Consider the following 15110-nt stretch of genomic DNA (forward strand, 5'->3'; position numbering starts at 1 on the left):
CCTTCATCTTTCGGCAGGATCGTAATCGTAGAGCCAGGCGAGCCGATCGATGAAGGCCCCGGGTGCGAGCTTGCCGATCCCGGCCAGCCCAAGGTGCGCCACGCGCCGCCGCATCCCGCGCAGGTGGTAGTTCACCGCGTTGGACCTAGCCGCGGCGATGGCGCGGCTGACCCGTGGGGCGCGCTCCGCCTGGTAAGCCGCAAGCCCGGCGGAGAGACCTTTGGTCGACAGGCACCGCACCAGCACCACCGCATCCTCCAGCGCCAGGTTCGCGCCCTGGGCCAGGAATGGCAGCGTCGGGTGGGCGGCATCGCCGACCAGAACAGTGTCCGCGTCGTGCCAGACGGCCGCAACGGGGTGCAGGAACAGGCCCCATAGATGCACCGTCTCGACCTTCGACAGCAGGCCGATCAGCGCGGGACAGGCATCGACAAACGCAGCTCGCAAATTGTCGGGGTCGTCCGCATGCCGCCAGCCCTCTGCCGTCCACTCTGCGCGCTCCTGCACAGCGACGAGGTTCACGAGGCCACCCGGCAGCGGATAGCTCACCACATGGCGGCCCGGCAGCATCCAGATATGCGCTTGCGGAGCGGCCTCTGCCGGGACGGTCGCACGCCAGGCAACCTGGCCGGAGAACGCCGGCGCCGCCCCACCGTTGAGCCTGCGCCGGATGCCAGAGCCGATCCCGTCCGCCCCGACGGTCAGGTCGAACTTTTCGGGTCGGTCGATGGCGGTGCCGGTCGTGATCTCGACCCCCGCCCGCGCGCAGGCCTCCGCCAGCAGGCCCACCAGGTCGGGGCGGGCGACGAAGCGATATCGCGGCACTTGCGCGGTCAAGTCGAAGCGGGTCACCGCGCGGCCCGTCAGCCCGTCCGTGGGCACGACCGCGTCGGAGGTCAGACCGATCCGATCGAGCCCGCCCGACAAATCGAGCGCCCTCAGAGCCCGCGCGCCGTTGGGGCTGATCTGCAGGCCTGCACCACCTTCTCCCAGCACGGCGGCCCGCTCGAAAACTCGAACGCTGGCGCCTTGCATCGCAAGGGCCAGCGCCGTTGTCAGTCCCGCCGGGCCGCCGCCTACGACGGCAACCCGCATGTTCCGCATCCGCTCAGTCCTTGCGATGCACCCGTTCGCCGCGCTCGTGGCGCTCCTGCGCCTCCAGCGTCATGGTGGCGATGGGGCGCGCGTCCAGCCGCTTGAGGCTGATCGGATCGCCGGTGATCGCGCAATAGCCGAACTCTCCGTCCTCGATGCGGCGCAGGGCGGCGTCGATCTTCGAGACCAGCTTGCGCTGGCGGTCGCGGGTGCGCAGCTCGATGCTGCGGTCTGTCTCTTCGCTGGCGCGGTCGGCGATGTCGGGAATGTTGCGGGTCTGGTCCTTCATTCCGGCCACGGTGTCGCGCGTGTCGTCCAGCAGGTCGGATTTCCAGTCCAGCAGCTTGCGGCGGAAATATTCGATCTGACGGTCGTTCATGAACGGCTCGTCCTCGGCCGGGCGGTAATCGTCCGGCAGAAAGGTTTCTGCTTTCATTGGTGTCCCCTTGTCCCGGTCGAGTGTCAGGTCTTGGTGGTCGGATGACATTCGACTCTCCTGCTGGCTACTGGCGCCCTCTTAGACGGATGATGCCGGGGTGTCACCTGTTTTCATTGGCTTGCGACGCTTGTGAGCCTCTCTGCGACACCCTATCACGGGACGACCCAAGACGGAGCGTCCCATGCAATTCACCGGATCCGACAGCTACATCGCCACCGACGATCTGACGATGGCGGTCAACGCCGCGGTCACGCTGGAGCGGCCGCTCCTGGTCAAGGGGGAACCCGGCACCGGCAAGACCGAACTGGCCCGCCAGGTGGCCGCGGGGCTGGGCCTGCCGATCATCGAGTGGCACATCAAGTCGACCACGCGGGCCCAGCAGGGCCTTTACGAATACGATGCCGTCAGCCGGTTGCGCGACAGCCAGCTGGGCGACGCACGCGTCCACGACATCGGCAACTACATCAAACGCGGCAAGCTGTGGCAGGCCTTCGCCGCGGGCGAACGCACGGTGCTATTGATCGACGAGATCGACAAGGCCGACATCGAGTTCCCCAACGATCTGCTGCAGGAACTCGACCGGATGGAATTCCACGTCTACGAGACCGGCGAGACCGTGAAGGCCACGGTGCGGCCGATCGTCATCATCACGTCGAACAACGAGAAGGAACTGCCGGACGCCTTCCTGCGCCGCTGCTTCTTTCATTACATACAGTTCCCCGACATGGAGACCCTCAAGCGCATCGTCGAGGTCCACCACCCCGGCATCAAGGAGCGTCTTCTGACCACCGCCCTTACCCAGTTCTACGAGCTGCGAGAGACGCAGGGCCTCAAGAAGAAGCCCTCGACGTCGGAGGTGCTGGATTGGCTCAAACTCCTGCTGGCGGAGGATCTGTCCCCCGAGGATCTGGCCCGCGACGGGGCGAGCGCGCTGCCGAAACTGCACGGCGCCCTGCTCAAGACCGAGCAGGACGTGCACCTGTTCGAGCGGCTGGCCTTCATGGCGCGAAGGCAGCGCTGATCCACCCGGCCCCAACCGCCGGAATGGGGTATTGCGGCAACGCCTGGGGGGCCGATTGCCTGCGCGTGCGATTTCGTTCGCACGAATCTCGCCGTTTCCCCTTAGATGGCGCCGCGTTCCTTTCAAAATTGCGGCATTCGCGCCGCAATCGGGTCCTCAAGGAGCCGCAGTCCGCTGCCAGGTCGGGTGTCGAAACAAGAAGGAGAGCGCGCCATGACCCATGCCGAGCCCCCGACATTCCTCTTGACCGCGCGGCGCGACGGCTTTTGCGCATGAGGCGGTCCATCGCACTTCTCTGGCTTGCGCTCTGCGCGTCCTGCGCCCCCGGCCCATCTACCCCACCGCCCCCCAGCCGGGCCGCGACGGCGCCGGCCATGGCGATGATCGACGGCTTCAAGGGTCGCTCACCGGTGCGGGTCACGCGATCGAACGCGGAGATGGCGCAGGATTTCCTCGACCTCACCTTCCGCCTGGAAAGTGGGCGCGTGGTCACCGCGATGAGCCGCTTCGAAGGCCCGCTGACCGTGCGCATCCTTGGTGCGGCCCCGCCGTCACTCTCCGGCGATCTGTCGACCCTGCTGGGCCGGCTGCGGCAGGAAGCGGGTCTCGACATCCAGCCCACCACCAGCGACGACGCGCGCATCACCGTGCAGGCCATTCCGCAGCGCGACCTGCGGCGCGCCGTGCCGACCGCCGCCTGTTTCGTCGTGCCAGACGCGCGCGACTGGAGCGACTACCTGTCCCGCCGCCGGGGCGGGTCCATCGACTGGGGCAACGTCAGGCAACGGCAGCGTGCCGCGATCTTCGTGCCCTCCGATGCGGCCCCGCAGGAAATCCGCGACTGCCTGCACGAGGAACTGGCCCAGGCGCTGGGTCCGCTCAACGACCTCTACCGGTTGCCGGATTCGGTGTTCAACGACGACAACATCCACGCCGTGCTCACCGATTTCGACATGTTGATGCTGCGCGTGACCTACGCGCCCGAGTTGCGCTCTGGCATGAGCCGCGCCCAGGCCGCCGCCGTGGTCCCGGACGTGCTGGACCGGCTGAACCCCGGCGGACGCTTCGCGGGGGCCGGCAGCTTTGCCGACACCTCGCGCGACTGGATCGACGCGATGGAGACCGCCCTGACCGACGGGGCCACGCCGGGCGCGCGCCGCGCCGCAGCCGCGCGTGCCGTGCGCATCAGCCGCACCTTGGGCTGGACCGGACCGCGGCAGGGCTTTTCCTACTACGCCTACGGCCGCTTGCAGGTGGGCCACGACTCCGCCGCGGCCATCGCCGCGTTCGAGACCGCGGACCGCGCCTATTCCGCAAGCCCCGTTACCCGGATCCATGCCGCCCATATCGCCGTGCAGAAAGCCGCATTCGCGCTGTCCCAGGGCGATGCGATGACCACGATCGAGATCGCGGACCGGGCCATCCCCACCGCCAGACTTCACCAGAATGCGGCCTTGCTTGCGACCTTGATGATGTTCAAGGCAGAGGCGCTGGACCTGCAAGGCGGCACCGTCGCGGCAGAGGCCCTGCGGCTGGACAGTCTGCCGATGGCGCGTTACGGCTTCGGGTCTGAAACAGACGTGCGCGCGCGCTTTGCGGAAGTGAAGAGATTGCGCCCTTTCTAGACGGGACAGGCCCATGATCATCCCCTTAGGCGGTTTCCTTCTCGGCGCCCTGCTCGGGGCCTGGCGCGCCCGCGCCGCCGGCGGCAACGGCCGTGACATGGCGCAATGGGCCTTCGGTATGGGGACGGCGCTGGCGCTCGTCGGATTGTTCGTGCTGATCTTCATCTCCCGCGCCGCGGTCTGATGTTCCTGCCCTTCTTCGAGGCGTTGCGAGAGGCGCGCGTGCCCGCCACGCTGCGCGAGTTCCTCGCCTTCCTCGAAGGAATGGACGCAGGCCTCGCGACCTACGACATCGACGCCTTCTATCACCTCGGCCGCACGATCCTGGTGAAGGACGAACGTCACATCGACCGCTACGACCGGGCTTTCGCGAAGGCTTTCTCGGGGCTGGAGGCGATCCCGCAAGAGGCCGTGATGGACGCCGTCGACATTCCCGACGACTGGCTCAGGAAAATGGCCGAGAAGCATCTGAGTGAAGAGGAGAAAGCCGAGATCGAAGCCTCCGGCGGCTTCGAGGCCCTCATGGAGCGGCTGAAGAAACGACTCGAGGAACAGAAAGGTCGTCACCAGGGGGGCAGCAAGTGGGTCGGCACCGCCGGAACCTCGCCCTTCGGCGCCTACGGCTACAACCCCGAGGGCGTCCGCATCGGGCAGGACAAGTCCCGCCACCAGCGCGCGGTGAAGGTCTGGGACAAGCGCGAATTTCGCAATCTCGACGACGAGGTCGATCTGGGCACGCGCAACATCAAGGTCGCACTCAAACGCCTGCGCCGCTGGGCCCGCGACGGCGCGCACGAGGAATTGGACCTCGACGGCACGATCCGCCATACGGCGCGCAACGGATACCTGGACGTGAAGACCCGGCCAGAGCGGCGCAATGCGGTGAAGGTGTTGCTGTTTCTCGACGTGGGCGGCAGCATGGACCCCCACGTGCGCGTGGTCGAAGAGCTGTTCAGTGCCGCCAAGGCCGAATTCAAGCACCTTGAACACTTCTATTTTCACAACTGCCTCTACGAGGGCGTCTGGCGCGACAACCGCCGCCGCTGGACAGAGCAGACGCCGACCTGGGAGGTGCTGCGCACCTATGGGTCCGACTGGAAATGCATCTTCGTAGGCGATGCCTCGATGTCGCCCTACGAGATCGCCATGCCCGGCGGGGCGAACGAGCACTGGAACGCAGAGGCAGGGTCGGTCTGGCTGGAGCGGGCCCGCGATCAATGGCCGCAGCATGTCTGGATCAACCCGATGGACCGCCGCTACTGGCCGCATACCCAGTCGCTGCACATGATCCAGGAGATCTTCGGGCCCGACCGCATGGTGCCGATGACGCTGGGCGGGATCACCGAAGGCATGAAGCTGCTGTCGTGATTGCGCGCGGCCCCGCGCGGCCCCATATCTAGAGCATGATCAAGTTCACCCCGATCCTTCTGGCGGTTCTCTACGGGCTGGCCATGTACCAGTTCAGCGCGTGGCGGACCCGGCGCGAGCTGGACGACCGATCGACCGAGCTGGCCGACGGCCCCCTTCGCGCGCTCTGCGACCGCATGGCCCGCGCGCTGGGGATCGAGCGGATCAAGGTCCACATCTACGAGATCGAGCAGGTCAACGGCCTCGCGGCCCCCGACGGGCGCATCTTCATCACCCGCGGCTTCTACAACCGCTACCGGAAGGGCGACGTCACCGCAGAGGAGATGGCGTCGGTCATCGCGCATGAGCTGGGGCATGTCGCGCTGGGACATTCGCGGCGACGGCTGACGGATTTCTCGGCCCAGAACGCGATGCGCACGGCCATCGCGATGGTGTTGAACCGGATCCTGCCGGGTATCGGGTTGATGATCGGCAACGCGCTGATGTCCCTGCTGGCCGCGCGGCTATCACGCAGCGACGAGTTCGAGGCCGATGCCTATGCCAGTGCCCTGCTTCTGAAGGCAGAGATCGGGACTGGGCCGCAGAAGTCGCTCTTCACCAAGCTTGAGGACCTCACGGGCAGCCGCGGCAACAGCACCCCCGCCTGGATGCTGAGCCATCCGAAGACGCCCGAGCGGATCAAGGCGATCGAGGCGAACGAGGCCAAGTGGCTCGCCTGACGTCCTAGGCCGTTCGGGGAAAGACGAAGCAGCGGTCCCGCCGCAGCATAAGCCACAATGGCGTCCCCGGTTTCGGCAGGAAGACCGACGGCACCTTGGCGGTCAGGATCGTGGCGTCGTGGTCCATGCGGAACTCCACCAGGCTCTCGGAGCCCATGAAGCGCGCCCGCTGCACGGTCCCGCGCGCCGCCGTGCCCTCGGACGGTGTCGGATGGGGGCCGCGACCGCCGCGGTCGAAGTCGATCCGCAGGTGCTGCGGGCGGATGCAGATATCGACACGCGTGCCGTCGGCCAGTCCCGGCGTCAGGAACTGACCGAAGGGCGTCTCTGTCAGCGCGCCGTGAACTTCGCCTTCGATCACGTTGATATCGCTGAAGAAAAACGCGGCCTCCAGGTCCACGGGCGTGTTGTAGATGTTGTAGGGCGCGCCGCGCTGCACGATCCGACCGTGGCGCATGAGCGCGATCTCGTCGGCCATGCGCATGGCTTCCTGGGGTTCATGCGTGACCAGCAGGACCGCGGTGCCCTCGGCCTTGAGCACGTCCAGCGTCTGGTCCCGGATCTCGTCCCGTAGCCGGTCGTCGAGGCCCGAGAACGGTTCGTCCATCAGCAGGATCCGGGGCTGCGGCGCCAACGCGCGCGCAAGCGCCACGCGCTGCTGTTCGCCGCCCGACAGTTCGTGCGGGTAGCGGTCCGCGTAGCCCGGCAAGTCCACCTTGGCCAAGAGTTCCTCGACCCGGGCCGCCACCCCGGCCCCGCGCGCCAGGCCGAACGCCACGTTGCGCGCCACGGTAAGATGAGGGAAAAGCGCGAAATCCTGGAACATCAGGCCGATCGAGCGGTCCTCCGGCGGGACCGAGCGGTCCGCGTCGCAGATCAGCGCGCCGTCCACCTCGATTTTTCCAGCGTCCGGCGCGTCGACGCCCGCGATGATGCGCAAGGTCGTCGACTTGCCGCACCCCGATGGGCCCAGCAGGCAGGTCACCTGCCCCGGCATGACCGACAGGGACACGTCGTCCACCACGCGGCGGCCATCGAAGGACTTGGCCAGATGTGACACGCGCAGGCGCGGCGGCTGGGACATCGGAAACCTTAGCGAAAGACTCCGGCGTGCCTAGCAACCGCCCGCCCGGGCTGCAAGCTCACAGCGTCGCGTTGGTCGCGCCGCCGTCGAGCAGGATGTTCTGGCCCACGATGAAACCGGCCCGGTCGGAACACAGGAAGGCACACATCGCGCCGAACTCCTCCGGCGTGCCGTAGCGGCGGGCGGGGATCGTCGCCTCCCGCTTCGCCTTCGCCTCTTCCATCGAGATGCCTTCGTTCTGCGCGACGCCGGTGTCGAGCGATACGGCCCGATCCGTGGCATGGATGCCGGGCAGCAGGTTGTTGATCGTCACACCGTGTTCGGCCACCTGCCGTGCGGTCCCTGCGACATAGCCCGTCAGGCCCGCGCGGGCCGAGTTCGACAGGCCCAGTTGCGGGATCGGCGCCTTGACCGACTGGCTGGTGATGTTCACCACCCGGCCCCAGCCGCGGTCGATCATGCCGGGCAGAAGCGCCTTCATCAGGGCGATCGGTGCCAGCATGTTGGAATCGAGCGCCTTGATGAAATCCTCGCGGTCCCAGTCCGACCACATGCCCGGCGGCGGGCCGCCCGCGTTGTTGACGAGGATATCGACGCCCTGCGCCTTCTCCAGCAACGCAGAACGGCCCTCTTCGGTCGAGACATCGGCGGCGACGCAGACCACCTCGACGCCGTGGGCATCGCGGATCTCCTGCGCGGTCGCCTCGAGCGCCTCGGCGCCGCGGGCGTTCAGGATCAGATCGACCCCTGCTTCGGCCAGCGCCATGGCGCAGCCGCGTCCCAGTCCCTTGGACGAGGCGCAGACCAGCGCCCGTTTTCCGGTTATGTTCAAATCCATCGGTTCCACCCTCCTAGGTTGCATGGTCCGGACGGGGCCGGTGCCTGCGCCGTTTACACTCGGCGCGCGCCTTCGCACTATCACGGTAGCCGGCGCATGGCTTTCTTGCACGCCGTGCCATATGTGTCCAACCGGAACGAATGTGCAGGCGATGACCCAGACCAGATCACAAGTGCAGAATTTCTCGGTCTGGCAGGCGAAGCATTTCGTTGTCGCCGAAGGCGTGGCCGACGGCGAACCTTTGAGCTTTGCCGACGAGCTGGTGCTGGACGACACCTACATGCTGGCGCCGGACGCGCGCCCGCATCCCATGACGCTGGAGATGCCCGCGGACGGCGGGCCGTTCCACGTGGCGCAGGCCTCGCAGACCGGGCTGCCCGCGGCGCAGATCTACCTCGATTGCTGCATTACCTTGATGAGCACCGACGGCACGACCTACGAAGGGATCGTCCTGGTCGAGGTCGTGGGCGGCGGTGTGGAGGAGATCTACCTGCTCCCCCTTGCCGACCTTCACCCCAAGACGCCCTACCGGCTGGTCGGCATCGATCGCCAACTGGCCACGACCCGGTTTGCGGAAGCCGCCAGCGTCTCGTTCACCCGCGGAACGCATATCACCATGGCCTCGGGTGCGCAGGTCAGGATCGAGGACGTGCGCATCGGCGACCGGGTGCTGACACGCAACGACGGCCCGCAACCGGTCCGCTGGATCGGAGAGACGACGCTGCGCGCGGTGGGCGAATTCGCCCCGGTGGTGGTGAAAGCGGGCACGTTGCACAACCAGAATGACCTGGTTCTCAGCCCCGACCACCGGCTTTTCATCTACCAGCGGCAGGACAAGCTGGGCGCGGGCCGGTCGGAGGTGCTGGTCAAGGTACGACACCTCATCAACGGCAAGACCGTCTACCAGCGCGACGGCGGGTTCGTGGATTACTTTCAACTGCTCTTCGACCAGCACCAGATCATCTATGCCGAAGGTATCGCCGCCGAATCCATGCTGATCGACCACCGCACGCGCGCGGCCCTGCCGAAGCACCTGGACGGGATCGCGGAAGGCGGCCACGGGTTCCGGCCGCACATGAACTACGAGGTGCAGAAACAGCTCGTCTCCCACCCCGACGCAGTCGCCTTGCTCAAGCGCGCCTCCAGAAGCTGAGGCTTGCCGGCAGGTTCGCGGCTTCGCGCGGGCGGGCGAAACGCGAAAGCGGCAAGCGCTTTCACGCATGGGCCATCGCTGTCATACGCCGAAGCACGCGTGCGGTCCTTACTCCCGCTGTTTCTCTCCGGCGAAGGACCCGTCGAAGACGTCCTGCCCCAGCGGTCCTGTCACGTCACCGAACAGCAAGCCGCTGACGGCCGTCTGGTCCGCGCCCTTGAATTCGCCTTCGATCCCGGCGTCGATGCGATAGGTGTCGTCGCCGCGCCGCAAATCGCCGTCGACATCGCCGGTAAAGGTATAATTCTCGCGCACCTCGGTGTCGCGAAAGATGTCGCCGCCGGCGATGTCGAGGCGCCCGGCGAGGCGGTCGCCGTCGCCGGTCTGGAAGCCGTCCGCTTGGCCCGCGATCTCGTCCCGGGCCGCGCCGAAGTTCACGTTCATTTCCATGTCGCCGATGTATCCGATACGCTCGCCGTTCGGACCGGTGGGCAGGGTCGCGCGCATGAAACCTTCGTAGAAGGCACGACCTTGGTTCGGAAGGACGGCCGGGTCGGACACCGGTTCGCGCGCGATCCGGCTTTCCAGACGCTCGACCACTTCCGTGCGGACGGGCTGGGGGTCGACCGCAGCCTCCCCCCCGCCGCCGCCGCCGCAGCCCGCGAGCAGGAACAAGAGCGGAAGGCTACGTGAAACCGTCATGTGCGGGGTCCCTTTCGTCAGATCCCGCTCACCCTGCGCCAGATCGGTTAACGATCCCTTAAGACGCGCGGACGCCTCTCACCGCTCGAGTTGTGCGCGCATGTCGATCGAACCGGGTTGACCATCGACGTTCACGCCGCCTTCGACGCTGCCACCGATGTATTCGACGTTCCGGCCCTTGAAACCGCTTTCGCGCAGGCGGGCGTCGACGACGATCCGCTCGCCGGCCGCCGACCGCAGCGTGCCGTCGACGTCACCGAAGATGGCGACCTGGCGGCTGTTCGACTGGCGGTTCAGAACCCCGTTGTTCACACCGAGCGAGCCCGTGATCTCATCGCCGTCCCGGGTCACGAAGTTGCTCAGGCGACCGCCGACGCGGTTCGCCGCGAAATCGACGCCGAGGCCCATGACGCCGGCGACCTCGGTTCGGTTGCGGCCCACGACGATGTCACCGCCCACGGCGCCGAAATAATCCGCACGCCCCGCCGTCGGAACTTGCGATTTGGGTGTGATGGGCACGTCGTTGTAGCCGTCGTTCACCTCTGCCGCGACATCGGCGATCTCGGCGAAGGTCAGGCGATCGCGGGGCGCGGACTCCAATGCATCGGCGGCCGCGGCACCGCCCTGCAGCGCGGATCCACCGCCCCCGCAGGCGCTCATCAGGACAAGGGCGCCGGCGGCAAAGAGCGCGCGGGTAGAAGAATGGACGGTCATGGCAGGTCTCCAGGTTGGGCTTTCCCCGCAGTCACGGGATCTGACCCCAACGTCCGGGAATGCCGGGGGGAAGGCAATTTCAGCCCCCCGCTATCCGATAGCGAGCGCCCCGGCGCTCACCGGTCCGCGACGAAACCGCCCTGAACGGTCTGAACCCGCCCCGCATTGCGCGCAACGCCGGTCAACTGTCCGGCCACCGCGGCGCCATCGGCCAGCGCATCCCCCGACATTTCCAGATCGAGGTTCAGGGTCTGGTCCCCACCGCGCAGATCGCCCTGCGCGCGCGCGCGCAGGCCAGCCTGCTGCGACGGATCCGTCCCGCGCCGCAAGTCGCCGGCGATGGACAGATCACCCGCATAGGCCTTGCCCGACCGGACCTCGAAGACATCGTCGATCTTGCCCGAGAGCGCGCTGTCGCGAAAGTCGACGTCCAGTTCCAGGCGCGAGAGCATCTCGGCCGCTTCCAGGGCCGCGACGTCCGATAGTAGCGGGTCACCGCCCAGGGACCAGCCCGCCACACCCTCGTAGGTCGCAGAGCCTGTCGCCGGCAGCGCATCGGGGTCGGTGAACCGCGCCTGCGCGATGCGGCCCTCGTATCGGCTCAGCAATGCCTCCGCCCGGTCGCGGATCCGCAGTTGCCCGTCGATTTGCCCTTCGGTCGTATCCGGGGAAGCGGTGTCTTCCGTCGCCTCCTGCCGGGGGGTGGTCGGGACCTTGTCGGAGGTGTCGGCCTTCGTCGCACGATCCCTGGCGGGCGGTGGCGTCTCGGAGGATCCGCCCCCGCCGCCACAACCGGCCGCGAGGGTCAGGACGAGAACCGTCGTCATCGATTTCAGCGACATTCTGCTCTTCTCTTGTCGTTTCGCTTTCCCGTCGTATCGCCGGTGATTACGTCGGATCTGGCGCGTGGCTGTGACCAATTTGTGCAGCCTTGCGCGAGCCACGGGCGCGGTCTATGGCTCGCCCCATGTCCAATCGCCCCGCCCTGCCCGCCGAGATCGCCCGCCGCCGGACCTTTGCGATCATCTCGCATCCCGACGCCGGCAAGACGACCTTGACCGAAAAGTTCCTGCTCTACGGCGGGGCCATCCAGATGGCCGGACAGGTGCGCGCCAAGGGCGAGGCCCGGCGCACGCGGTCCGATTTCATGCAGATGGAGAAGGACCGCGGGATCTCGGTCAGCGCTTCGGCCATGTCCTTCGACTTCGAGACCTACCGCTTCAACCTCGTGGACACGCCCGGTCACTCGGATTTCTCCGAGGATACCTATCGCACCCTGACGGCCGTCGACGCCGCCGTCATGGTGATCGACGGGGCCAAGGGGGTAGAAAGCCAGACGCAGAAGCTGTTCGAGGTCTGCCGGTTGCGCGACCTGCCGATCCTGACCTTCTGCAACAAGATGGACCGCGAAAGCCGCGATACCTTCGAGATCATCGACGAGATCCAGGAAAACCTGGCCATCGACGTGACCCCTGCCGCCTGGCCCATCGGGCGCGGCCGCGACTTCATCGGGACCTACGACATCCTGCGCGACCGGCTGGAGCTGATGGACCGCGCCGACCGCAACAAGGTCGGCGAAAGCGTCAAGATCAGCGGGCTCGACGATCCCAAGCTGGCCGAACACGTGCCCGCGGACCTGCTGGACACCTTCCTCGAAGAGATCGAGATGGCGCGAGAACTGCTGCCGCCGCTCGACCGTCAGGCGCTCCTCGCGGGCACGATGACGCCGATCTGGTTCGGCTCCGCGATCAACTCCTTCGGGGTGAAGGAATTGATGGACGGCATCGGCACCTTCGGCCCCGAGCCGCAGGTGCAGAAGGCCACCCCGCGCGAGATTGCGCCAGAGGAAGACAAGGTCGCGGGCTTCGTCTTCAAGGTGCAGGCCAACATGGACCCCAAGCACCGCGACCGCGTGGCCTTCGTCCGCATGGCCTCGGGTCACTTCGAACGCGGCATGAAGCTGACGCATGTGCGGTCGAAAAAGCAGATGGCGGTGACCAACCCGGTCATGTTTCTCGCCTCGGACCGCGAGCTGGCAGAGGAAGCCTGGGCCGGCGACATCATCGGCATCCCCAACCACGGCCAGCTTCGGATCGGCGATACGCTGACCGAAGGCGAGGCGCTGCGTGTCTCGGGCATTCCCTCCTTCGCGCCGGAGCTTTTGCAGACCTGCCGCGCGGGCGACCCGATGAAGGCCAAGCACCTGGAAAAGGCGCTGATGCAATTCGCGGAGGAAGGCGCCGCCAAGGTCTTCAAGCCGACCTTCGGGTCGGGCTTCATCGTGGGCGTCGTGGGGGCGCTGCAGTTCGAGGTCTTGGCCAGCCGGATCGAGATGGAATACGGCCTGCCGGTCCGGTTCGAGCCGTCGCAGTTCACCTCTGCCCGCTGGGTGCACGGCACGAAGGACGCGGTCGACAAGTTCGCCGCGGCCAACAAGCAGCACATCGCGACCGACAACGATGGTGACACGGTCTACCTGACGCGGCTGCAATGGGACATCGACCGGGTGGACCGCGACTATCCGGACGTGACTTTGTCGTCGACGAAAGAGATGATGGTGGCCTGACGGCGCGGGAGAGCCGCCGGGTTTCGGTCCGACGGCTGTTCAGACTTGGTTAATCTTCTGCGCCCAAGCTAGCCCGCATGTGCCGCGCGTTGTTTCTTCTGATCTTTCTGGCGGGATGCACGCCGCCTCTCGGTGCTCCGCGTCTGGGGCCGCTCGATGGGCAAGTGATCGCCTCGGAAGGCACGTCGTCGGGCATCCAGACCTTCACCACGCGGGAACGCGAGATCTTTCGCGACGGCACCGGGCTGATGGCCGCGCGTCCCGCCATCGTCCAGCGCGGCGGTGCGCGCGCTTACGCGGTCCTGACCAACGTGCGTCGCCGCGCGCCGAATGCGCCGGCGGTCAGGCTCATGGCGACGGGTACGCAACTCCTGCCCTACGAGCGGCATGACAGGCTTTACACCCATTGCATCGACGGTTGCCAGAAAGCCGAGGTCGGCGCGATCCGCCTGACAGAGGACCAGTTCATCGCCGCGGCAAAGAACGGCCTGCCGCTGATCGTGGAGGGACGCATGCAATCCTACGCCGGCTCCGTGCCCGCCGGGGCCTTCGCCCGTGTCCTCGCCGCGGCAGAGGCGCAACGTGGGTCGGACCCGCCGCCGATCGCGCCACGTGGTGATCTTGTCTTTGAAGGGCCCGTTCCGGAACCATGACCCCTGCGACGGGTTGTCGCAACATGACCAGATCCAATGACGGCCCCCTGCTCGACCTGCTCGACTGCGTCCTCGAGGATGAGGAAGGAGAGAAAACCCGCTTCGGCGATCTCGTCGAACGAATCGAAGAGCGCGGCTATGGGCCACTGATCGCATTTTTGTCCGCCTTCGTCGTCCTGCCCACCGGTGCCATTCCCGGGGTCCCAGCCCTTATCGGCGTCATGCTGGTTTTGATGGGCGGCCAGATGCTTCTGGGCAGACCCCTATGGTTCCCCCGAAAGCTTAAGGACATCGAGATCGAGACAAGCAAGGTAGAGACTGCGCTCGACAAAGCGCGTCCCTGGGCCAAGCGGCTGGAAAAATTGCTTTCGAACCGGCTCCATGCGGTCTGTCAGGGCCCGGTGGCACGACGGCTGACCGCGCTGTGCATCCTTGCAAGCGGGGCGATCATGGTCCCCTTGGGCTTCGTGCCGGGCGCGCCTTTTGCGCTGGGATTGTCAGCCATGATCCTTGGGATCGGCACGACCGTGCGTGACGGTGTCTGGGTCTGTATCGGCTACGTGCTTTTCGCGGTCGGCGGGTATCTTGCGTTGCAATTCACCGTCATATGAAAAAGGGATCCCGAAGGATCCCCTTTTTTGCATATTCGCGATCCGAACGGGGTCAGACCAGCTTGGCGTCCATCGAGATTTCCGCAGTCAGCAACTTGCTGATCGGGCAGCCGGTCTCGGTTGCCTTCGCGACTTCCATGAACTCCTCCTCGGAGATATCGGGCACGCTCGCGGAGACTTCGATATGGGCCTTCGTCACAGCGAAGCCGCCATCGACCTCTTCGAGCGAGACCGTCGACTTGGCGTCGATGTTGCTGGCGGTGTAGCCCTTCTCGCCCAAGCCCATGGCAAGCGCCATGGCGAAGCAGGAGGCATGCGCCGCGCCGACGAGCTCTTCGGGGTTCGTCCCCTTGCCGCCTTCGAAACGGGCCTTGAAGCCGTAGGGATGTTCTTGCAGCGCGGCCGTTTCGGTCGAGACGTGGCCTTCGCCGTCCTTGAGCGTGCCCTTCCAGTTCGCGGTACCATGCTTCTTGATCATCTTGATCTCCTTTTATTCATCTTCGCTCACCAACGCCGGCTCTT

17 protein-coding genes are annotated in these 15110 nt (G+C 66.4%); 9 read left to right on the forward strand and 8 right to left on the reverse strand.

The window, feature by feature from the left end; genetic code table 11:
- Window positions 1–3: 3 nt before the first annotated feature.
- Window positions 4–1095 (reverse strand): FAD-dependent monooxygenase, encoded by a 1092-nt coding sequence (locus EU805_RS05850; RefSeq protein ID WP_370318171.1) that lies wholly within the window; start codon window positions 1093–1095, stop codon window positions 4–6.
- 13 nt (window positions 1096–1108) lie between these two features.
- On the reverse strand, window positions 1109–1531 hold the full coding sequence (gene dksA / locus EU805_RS05855) for an RNA polymerase-binding protein DksA (protein WP_129763379.1): 423 nt from the start codon (window positions 1529–1531) through the stop codon (window positions 1109–1111).
- A 184-nt stretch (window positions 1532–1715) separates the two neighbouring features.
- Here dksA and EU805_RS05860 point away from each other — a divergent pair, with 184 nt between their 5' ends.
- From EU805_RS05860 to EU805_RS05875, 5 genes are all read left to right on the forward strand, one after another.
- Entirely contained in the window at window positions 1716–2555 is an 840-nt protein-coding gene (locus EU805_RS05860; protein ID WP_129763017.1) for a MoxR family ATPase, read from the forward strand.
- 272 nt (window positions 2556–2827) lie between these two features.
- Complete coding sequence (locus tag EU805_RS05865) at window positions 2828–4180, forward strand: DUF2927 domain-containing protein (RefSeq protein ID WP_129763018.1); 1353 nt, start codon at window positions 2828–2830, stop codon at window positions 4178–4180.
- A gap of 13 nt (window positions 4181–4193) precedes the next feature.
- The gene (locus EU805_RS17395; protein WP_165351897.1) at window positions 4194–4364 is read left to right on the forward strand and encodes a hypothetical protein; all 171 of its coding nucleotides are present in this window, start codon (window positions 4194–4196) and stop codon (window positions 4362–4364) included.
- The gene (locus tag EU805_RS05870; RefSeq protein ID WP_129763019.1) at window positions 4364–5548 is read left to right on the forward strand and encodes a VWA domain-containing protein; all 1185 of its coding nucleotides are present in this window, start codon (window positions 4364–4366) and stop codon (window positions 5546–5548) included. Before EU805_RS17395 ends, EU805_RS05870 begins: the two co-directional genes overlap by 1 nt.
- Window positions 5549–5583: 35 nt before the next feature.
- The gene (locus tag EU805_RS05875; RefSeq protein ID WP_129763020.1) at window positions 5584–6267 is read left to right on the forward strand and encodes a M48 family metallopeptidase; all 684 of its coding nucleotides are present in this window, start codon (window positions 5584–5586) and stop codon (window positions 6265–6267) included.
- Between the two features lie 4 nt (window positions 6268–6271).
- Here EU805_RS05875 and EU805_RS05880 read toward each other — a convergent pair whose 3' ends face one another.
- Entirely contained in the window at window positions 6272–7351 is a 1080-nt protein-coding gene (locus EU805_RS05880; protein ID WP_129763021.1) for an ABC transporter ATP-binding protein, read from the reverse strand.
- Window positions 7352–7409: 58 nt separating this feature from the next.
- Window positions 7410–8189 carry an SDR family oxidoreductase gene (locus EU805_RS05885; protein ID WP_129763022.1) on the reverse strand — a complete coding sequence of 260 codons (780 nt, stop codon included), beginning with the start codon at window positions 8187–8189 and terminating at the stop codon, window positions 7410–7412.
- Between the two features lie 151 nt (window positions 8190–8340).
- Between EU805_RS05885 and EU805_RS05890 the strand changes: the two genes are divergently transcribed.
- Window positions 8341–9342 carry a Hint domain-containing protein gene (locus tag EU805_RS05890; protein WP_129763023.1) on the forward strand — a complete coding sequence of 334 codons (1002 nt, stop codon included), beginning with the start codon at window positions 8341–8343 and terminating at the stop codon, window positions 9340–9342.
- A gap of 108 nt (window positions 9343–9450) precedes the next feature.
- Here the strand turns inward: EU805_RS05890 and EU805_RS05895 are convergent, their stop codons facing one another.
- The 3 genes from EU805_RS05895 to EU805_RS05905 form a co-directional block, all read right to left on the reverse strand.
- Window positions 9451–10044: a hypothetical protein gene (locus EU805_RS05895; RefSeq protein WP_129763024.1), complete on the reverse strand. Its 594-nt coding sequence runs from the start codon at window positions 10042–10044 to the stop codon at window positions 9451–9453.
- 78 nt (window positions 10045–10122) lie between these two features.
- Entirely contained in the window at window positions 10123–10758 is a 636-nt protein-coding gene (locus EU805_RS05900; protein ID WP_129763025.1) for a hypothetical protein, read from the reverse strand.
- A gap of 116 nt (window positions 10759–10874) precedes the next feature.
- On the reverse strand, window positions 10875–11600 hold the full coding sequence (locus EU805_RS05905) for a hypothetical protein (protein WP_129763026.1): 726 nt from the start codon (window positions 11598–11600) through the stop codon (window positions 10875–10877).
- 125 nt (window positions 11601–11725) lie between these two features.
- On the opposite strand from EU805_RS05905, the gene EU805_RS05910 reads away from it, so the two are divergent.
- The 3 genes from EU805_RS05910 (at window position 11726) to EU805_RS05920 (ending at window position 14588) form a co-directional block, all read left to right on the forward strand.
- The gene (locus tag EU805_RS05910; RefSeq protein ID WP_129763027.1) at window positions 11726–13324 is read left to right on the forward strand and encodes a peptide chain release factor 3; all 1599 of its coding nucleotides are present in this window, start codon (window positions 11726–11728) and stop codon (window positions 13322–13324) included.
- Window positions 13325–13401: 77 nt separating this feature from the next.
- A complete protein-coding gene (locus EU805_RS05915; protein ID WP_165351899.1) occupies window positions 13402–13977 on the forward strand; it encodes a hypothetical protein in 576 nt (191 codons plus the stop codon).
- Window positions 13974–14588, forward strand: a complete 615-nt coding sequence (locus EU805_RS05920) for an exopolysaccharide biosynthesis protein (RefSeq protein ID WP_129763029.1) — start codon at window positions 13974–13976, stop codon at window positions 14586–14588. The genes EU805_RS05915 and EU805_RS05920 overlap by 4 nt, the downstream gene beginning before the upstream one ends.
- A 52-nt stretch (window positions 14589–14640) precedes the next feature.
- Here EU805_RS05920 and EU805_RS05925 read toward each other — a convergent pair whose 3' ends face one another.
- On the reverse strand, window positions 14641–15066 hold the full coding sequence (locus EU805_RS05925; RefSeq protein ID WP_129763030.1) for an OsmC family protein: 426 nt from the start codon (window positions 15064–15066) through the stop codon (window positions 14641–14643).
- Between the last annotated feature and the right edge of the window lie 44 nt (window positions 15067–15110).

The sequence above is a fragment of the Salipiger sp. IMCC34102 genome, from assembly GCF_004145405.1.
GTDB lineage: Bacteria > Pseudomonadota > Alphaproteobacteria > Rhodobacterales > Rhodobacteraceae > Loktanella.

Coding starts and splice junctions, on each gene's coding strand:
- EU805_RS05885 (WP_129763022.1), bottom strand. CDS start 8,189: ATGGATTTGAACATAACCGGAAAACGGGCGCTGGTCTGCGCCTCGTCC.
- EU805_RS05860 (WP_129763017.1), top strand. CDS start 1,716: ATGCAATTCACCGGATCCGACAGCTACATCGCCACCGACGATCTGACG.
- EU805_RS05870 (WP_129763019.1), top strand. CDS start 4,364: ATGTTCCTGCCCTTCTTCGAGGCGTTGCGAGAGGCGCGCGTGCCCGCC.
- EU805_RS05895 (WP_129763024.1), bottom strand. CDS start 10,044: ATGACGGTTTCACGTAGCCTTCCGCTCTTGTTCCTGCTCGCGGGCTGC.
- EU805_RS05900 (WP_129763025.1), bottom strand. CDS start 10,758: ATGACCGTCCATTCTTCTACCCGCGCGCTCTTTGCCGCCGGCGCCCTT.
- EU805_RS05925 (WP_129763030.1), bottom strand. CDS start 15,066: ATGATCAAGAAGCATGGTACCGCGAACTGGAAGGGCACGCTCAAGGAC.
- EU805_RS05905 (WP_129763026.1), bottom strand. CDS start 11,600: ATGTCGCTGAAATCGATGACGACGGTTCTCGTCCTGACCCTCGCGGCC.
- EU805_RS05910 (WP_129763027.1), top strand. CDS start 11,726: ATGTCCAATCGCCCCGCCCTGCCCGCCGAGATCGCCCGCCGCCGGACC.
- EU805_RS05865 (WP_129763018.1), top strand. CDS start 2,828: ATGAGGCGGTCCATCGCACTTCTCTGGCTTGCGCTCTGCGCGTCCTGC.
- EU805_RS05875 (WP_129763020.1), top strand. CDS start 5,584: ATGATCAAGTTCACCCCGATCCTTCTGGCGGTTCTCTACGGGCTGGCC.
- dksA (WP_129763379.1), bottom strand. CDS start 1,531: ATGAAAGCAGAAACCTTTCTGCCGGACGATTACCGCCCGGCCGAGGAC.
- EU805_RS05915 (WP_165351899.1), top strand. CDS start 13,402: ATGTGCCGCGCGTTGTTTCTTCTGATCTTTCTGGCGGGATGCACGCCG.
- EU805_RS05880 (WP_129763021.1), bottom strand. CDS start 7,351: ATGTCCCAGCCGCCGCGCCTGCGCGTGTCACATCTGGCCAAGTCCTTC.
- EU805_RS17395 (WP_165351897.1), top strand. CDS start 4,194: ATGATCATCCCCTTAGGCGGTTTCCTTCTCGGCGCCCTGCTCGGGGCC.
- EU805_RS05920 (WP_129763029.1), top strand. CDS start 13,974: ATGACCCCTGCGACGGGTTGTCGCAACATGACCAGATCCAATGACGGC.
- EU805_RS05890 (WP_129763023.1), top strand. CDS start 8,341: ATGACCCAGACCAGATCACAAGTGCAGAATTTCTCGGTCTGGCAGGCG.
- EU805_RS05850 (WP_370318171.1), bottom strand. CDS start 1,095: ATGCGGGTTGCCGTCGTAGGCGGCGGCCCGGCGGGACTGACAACGGCG.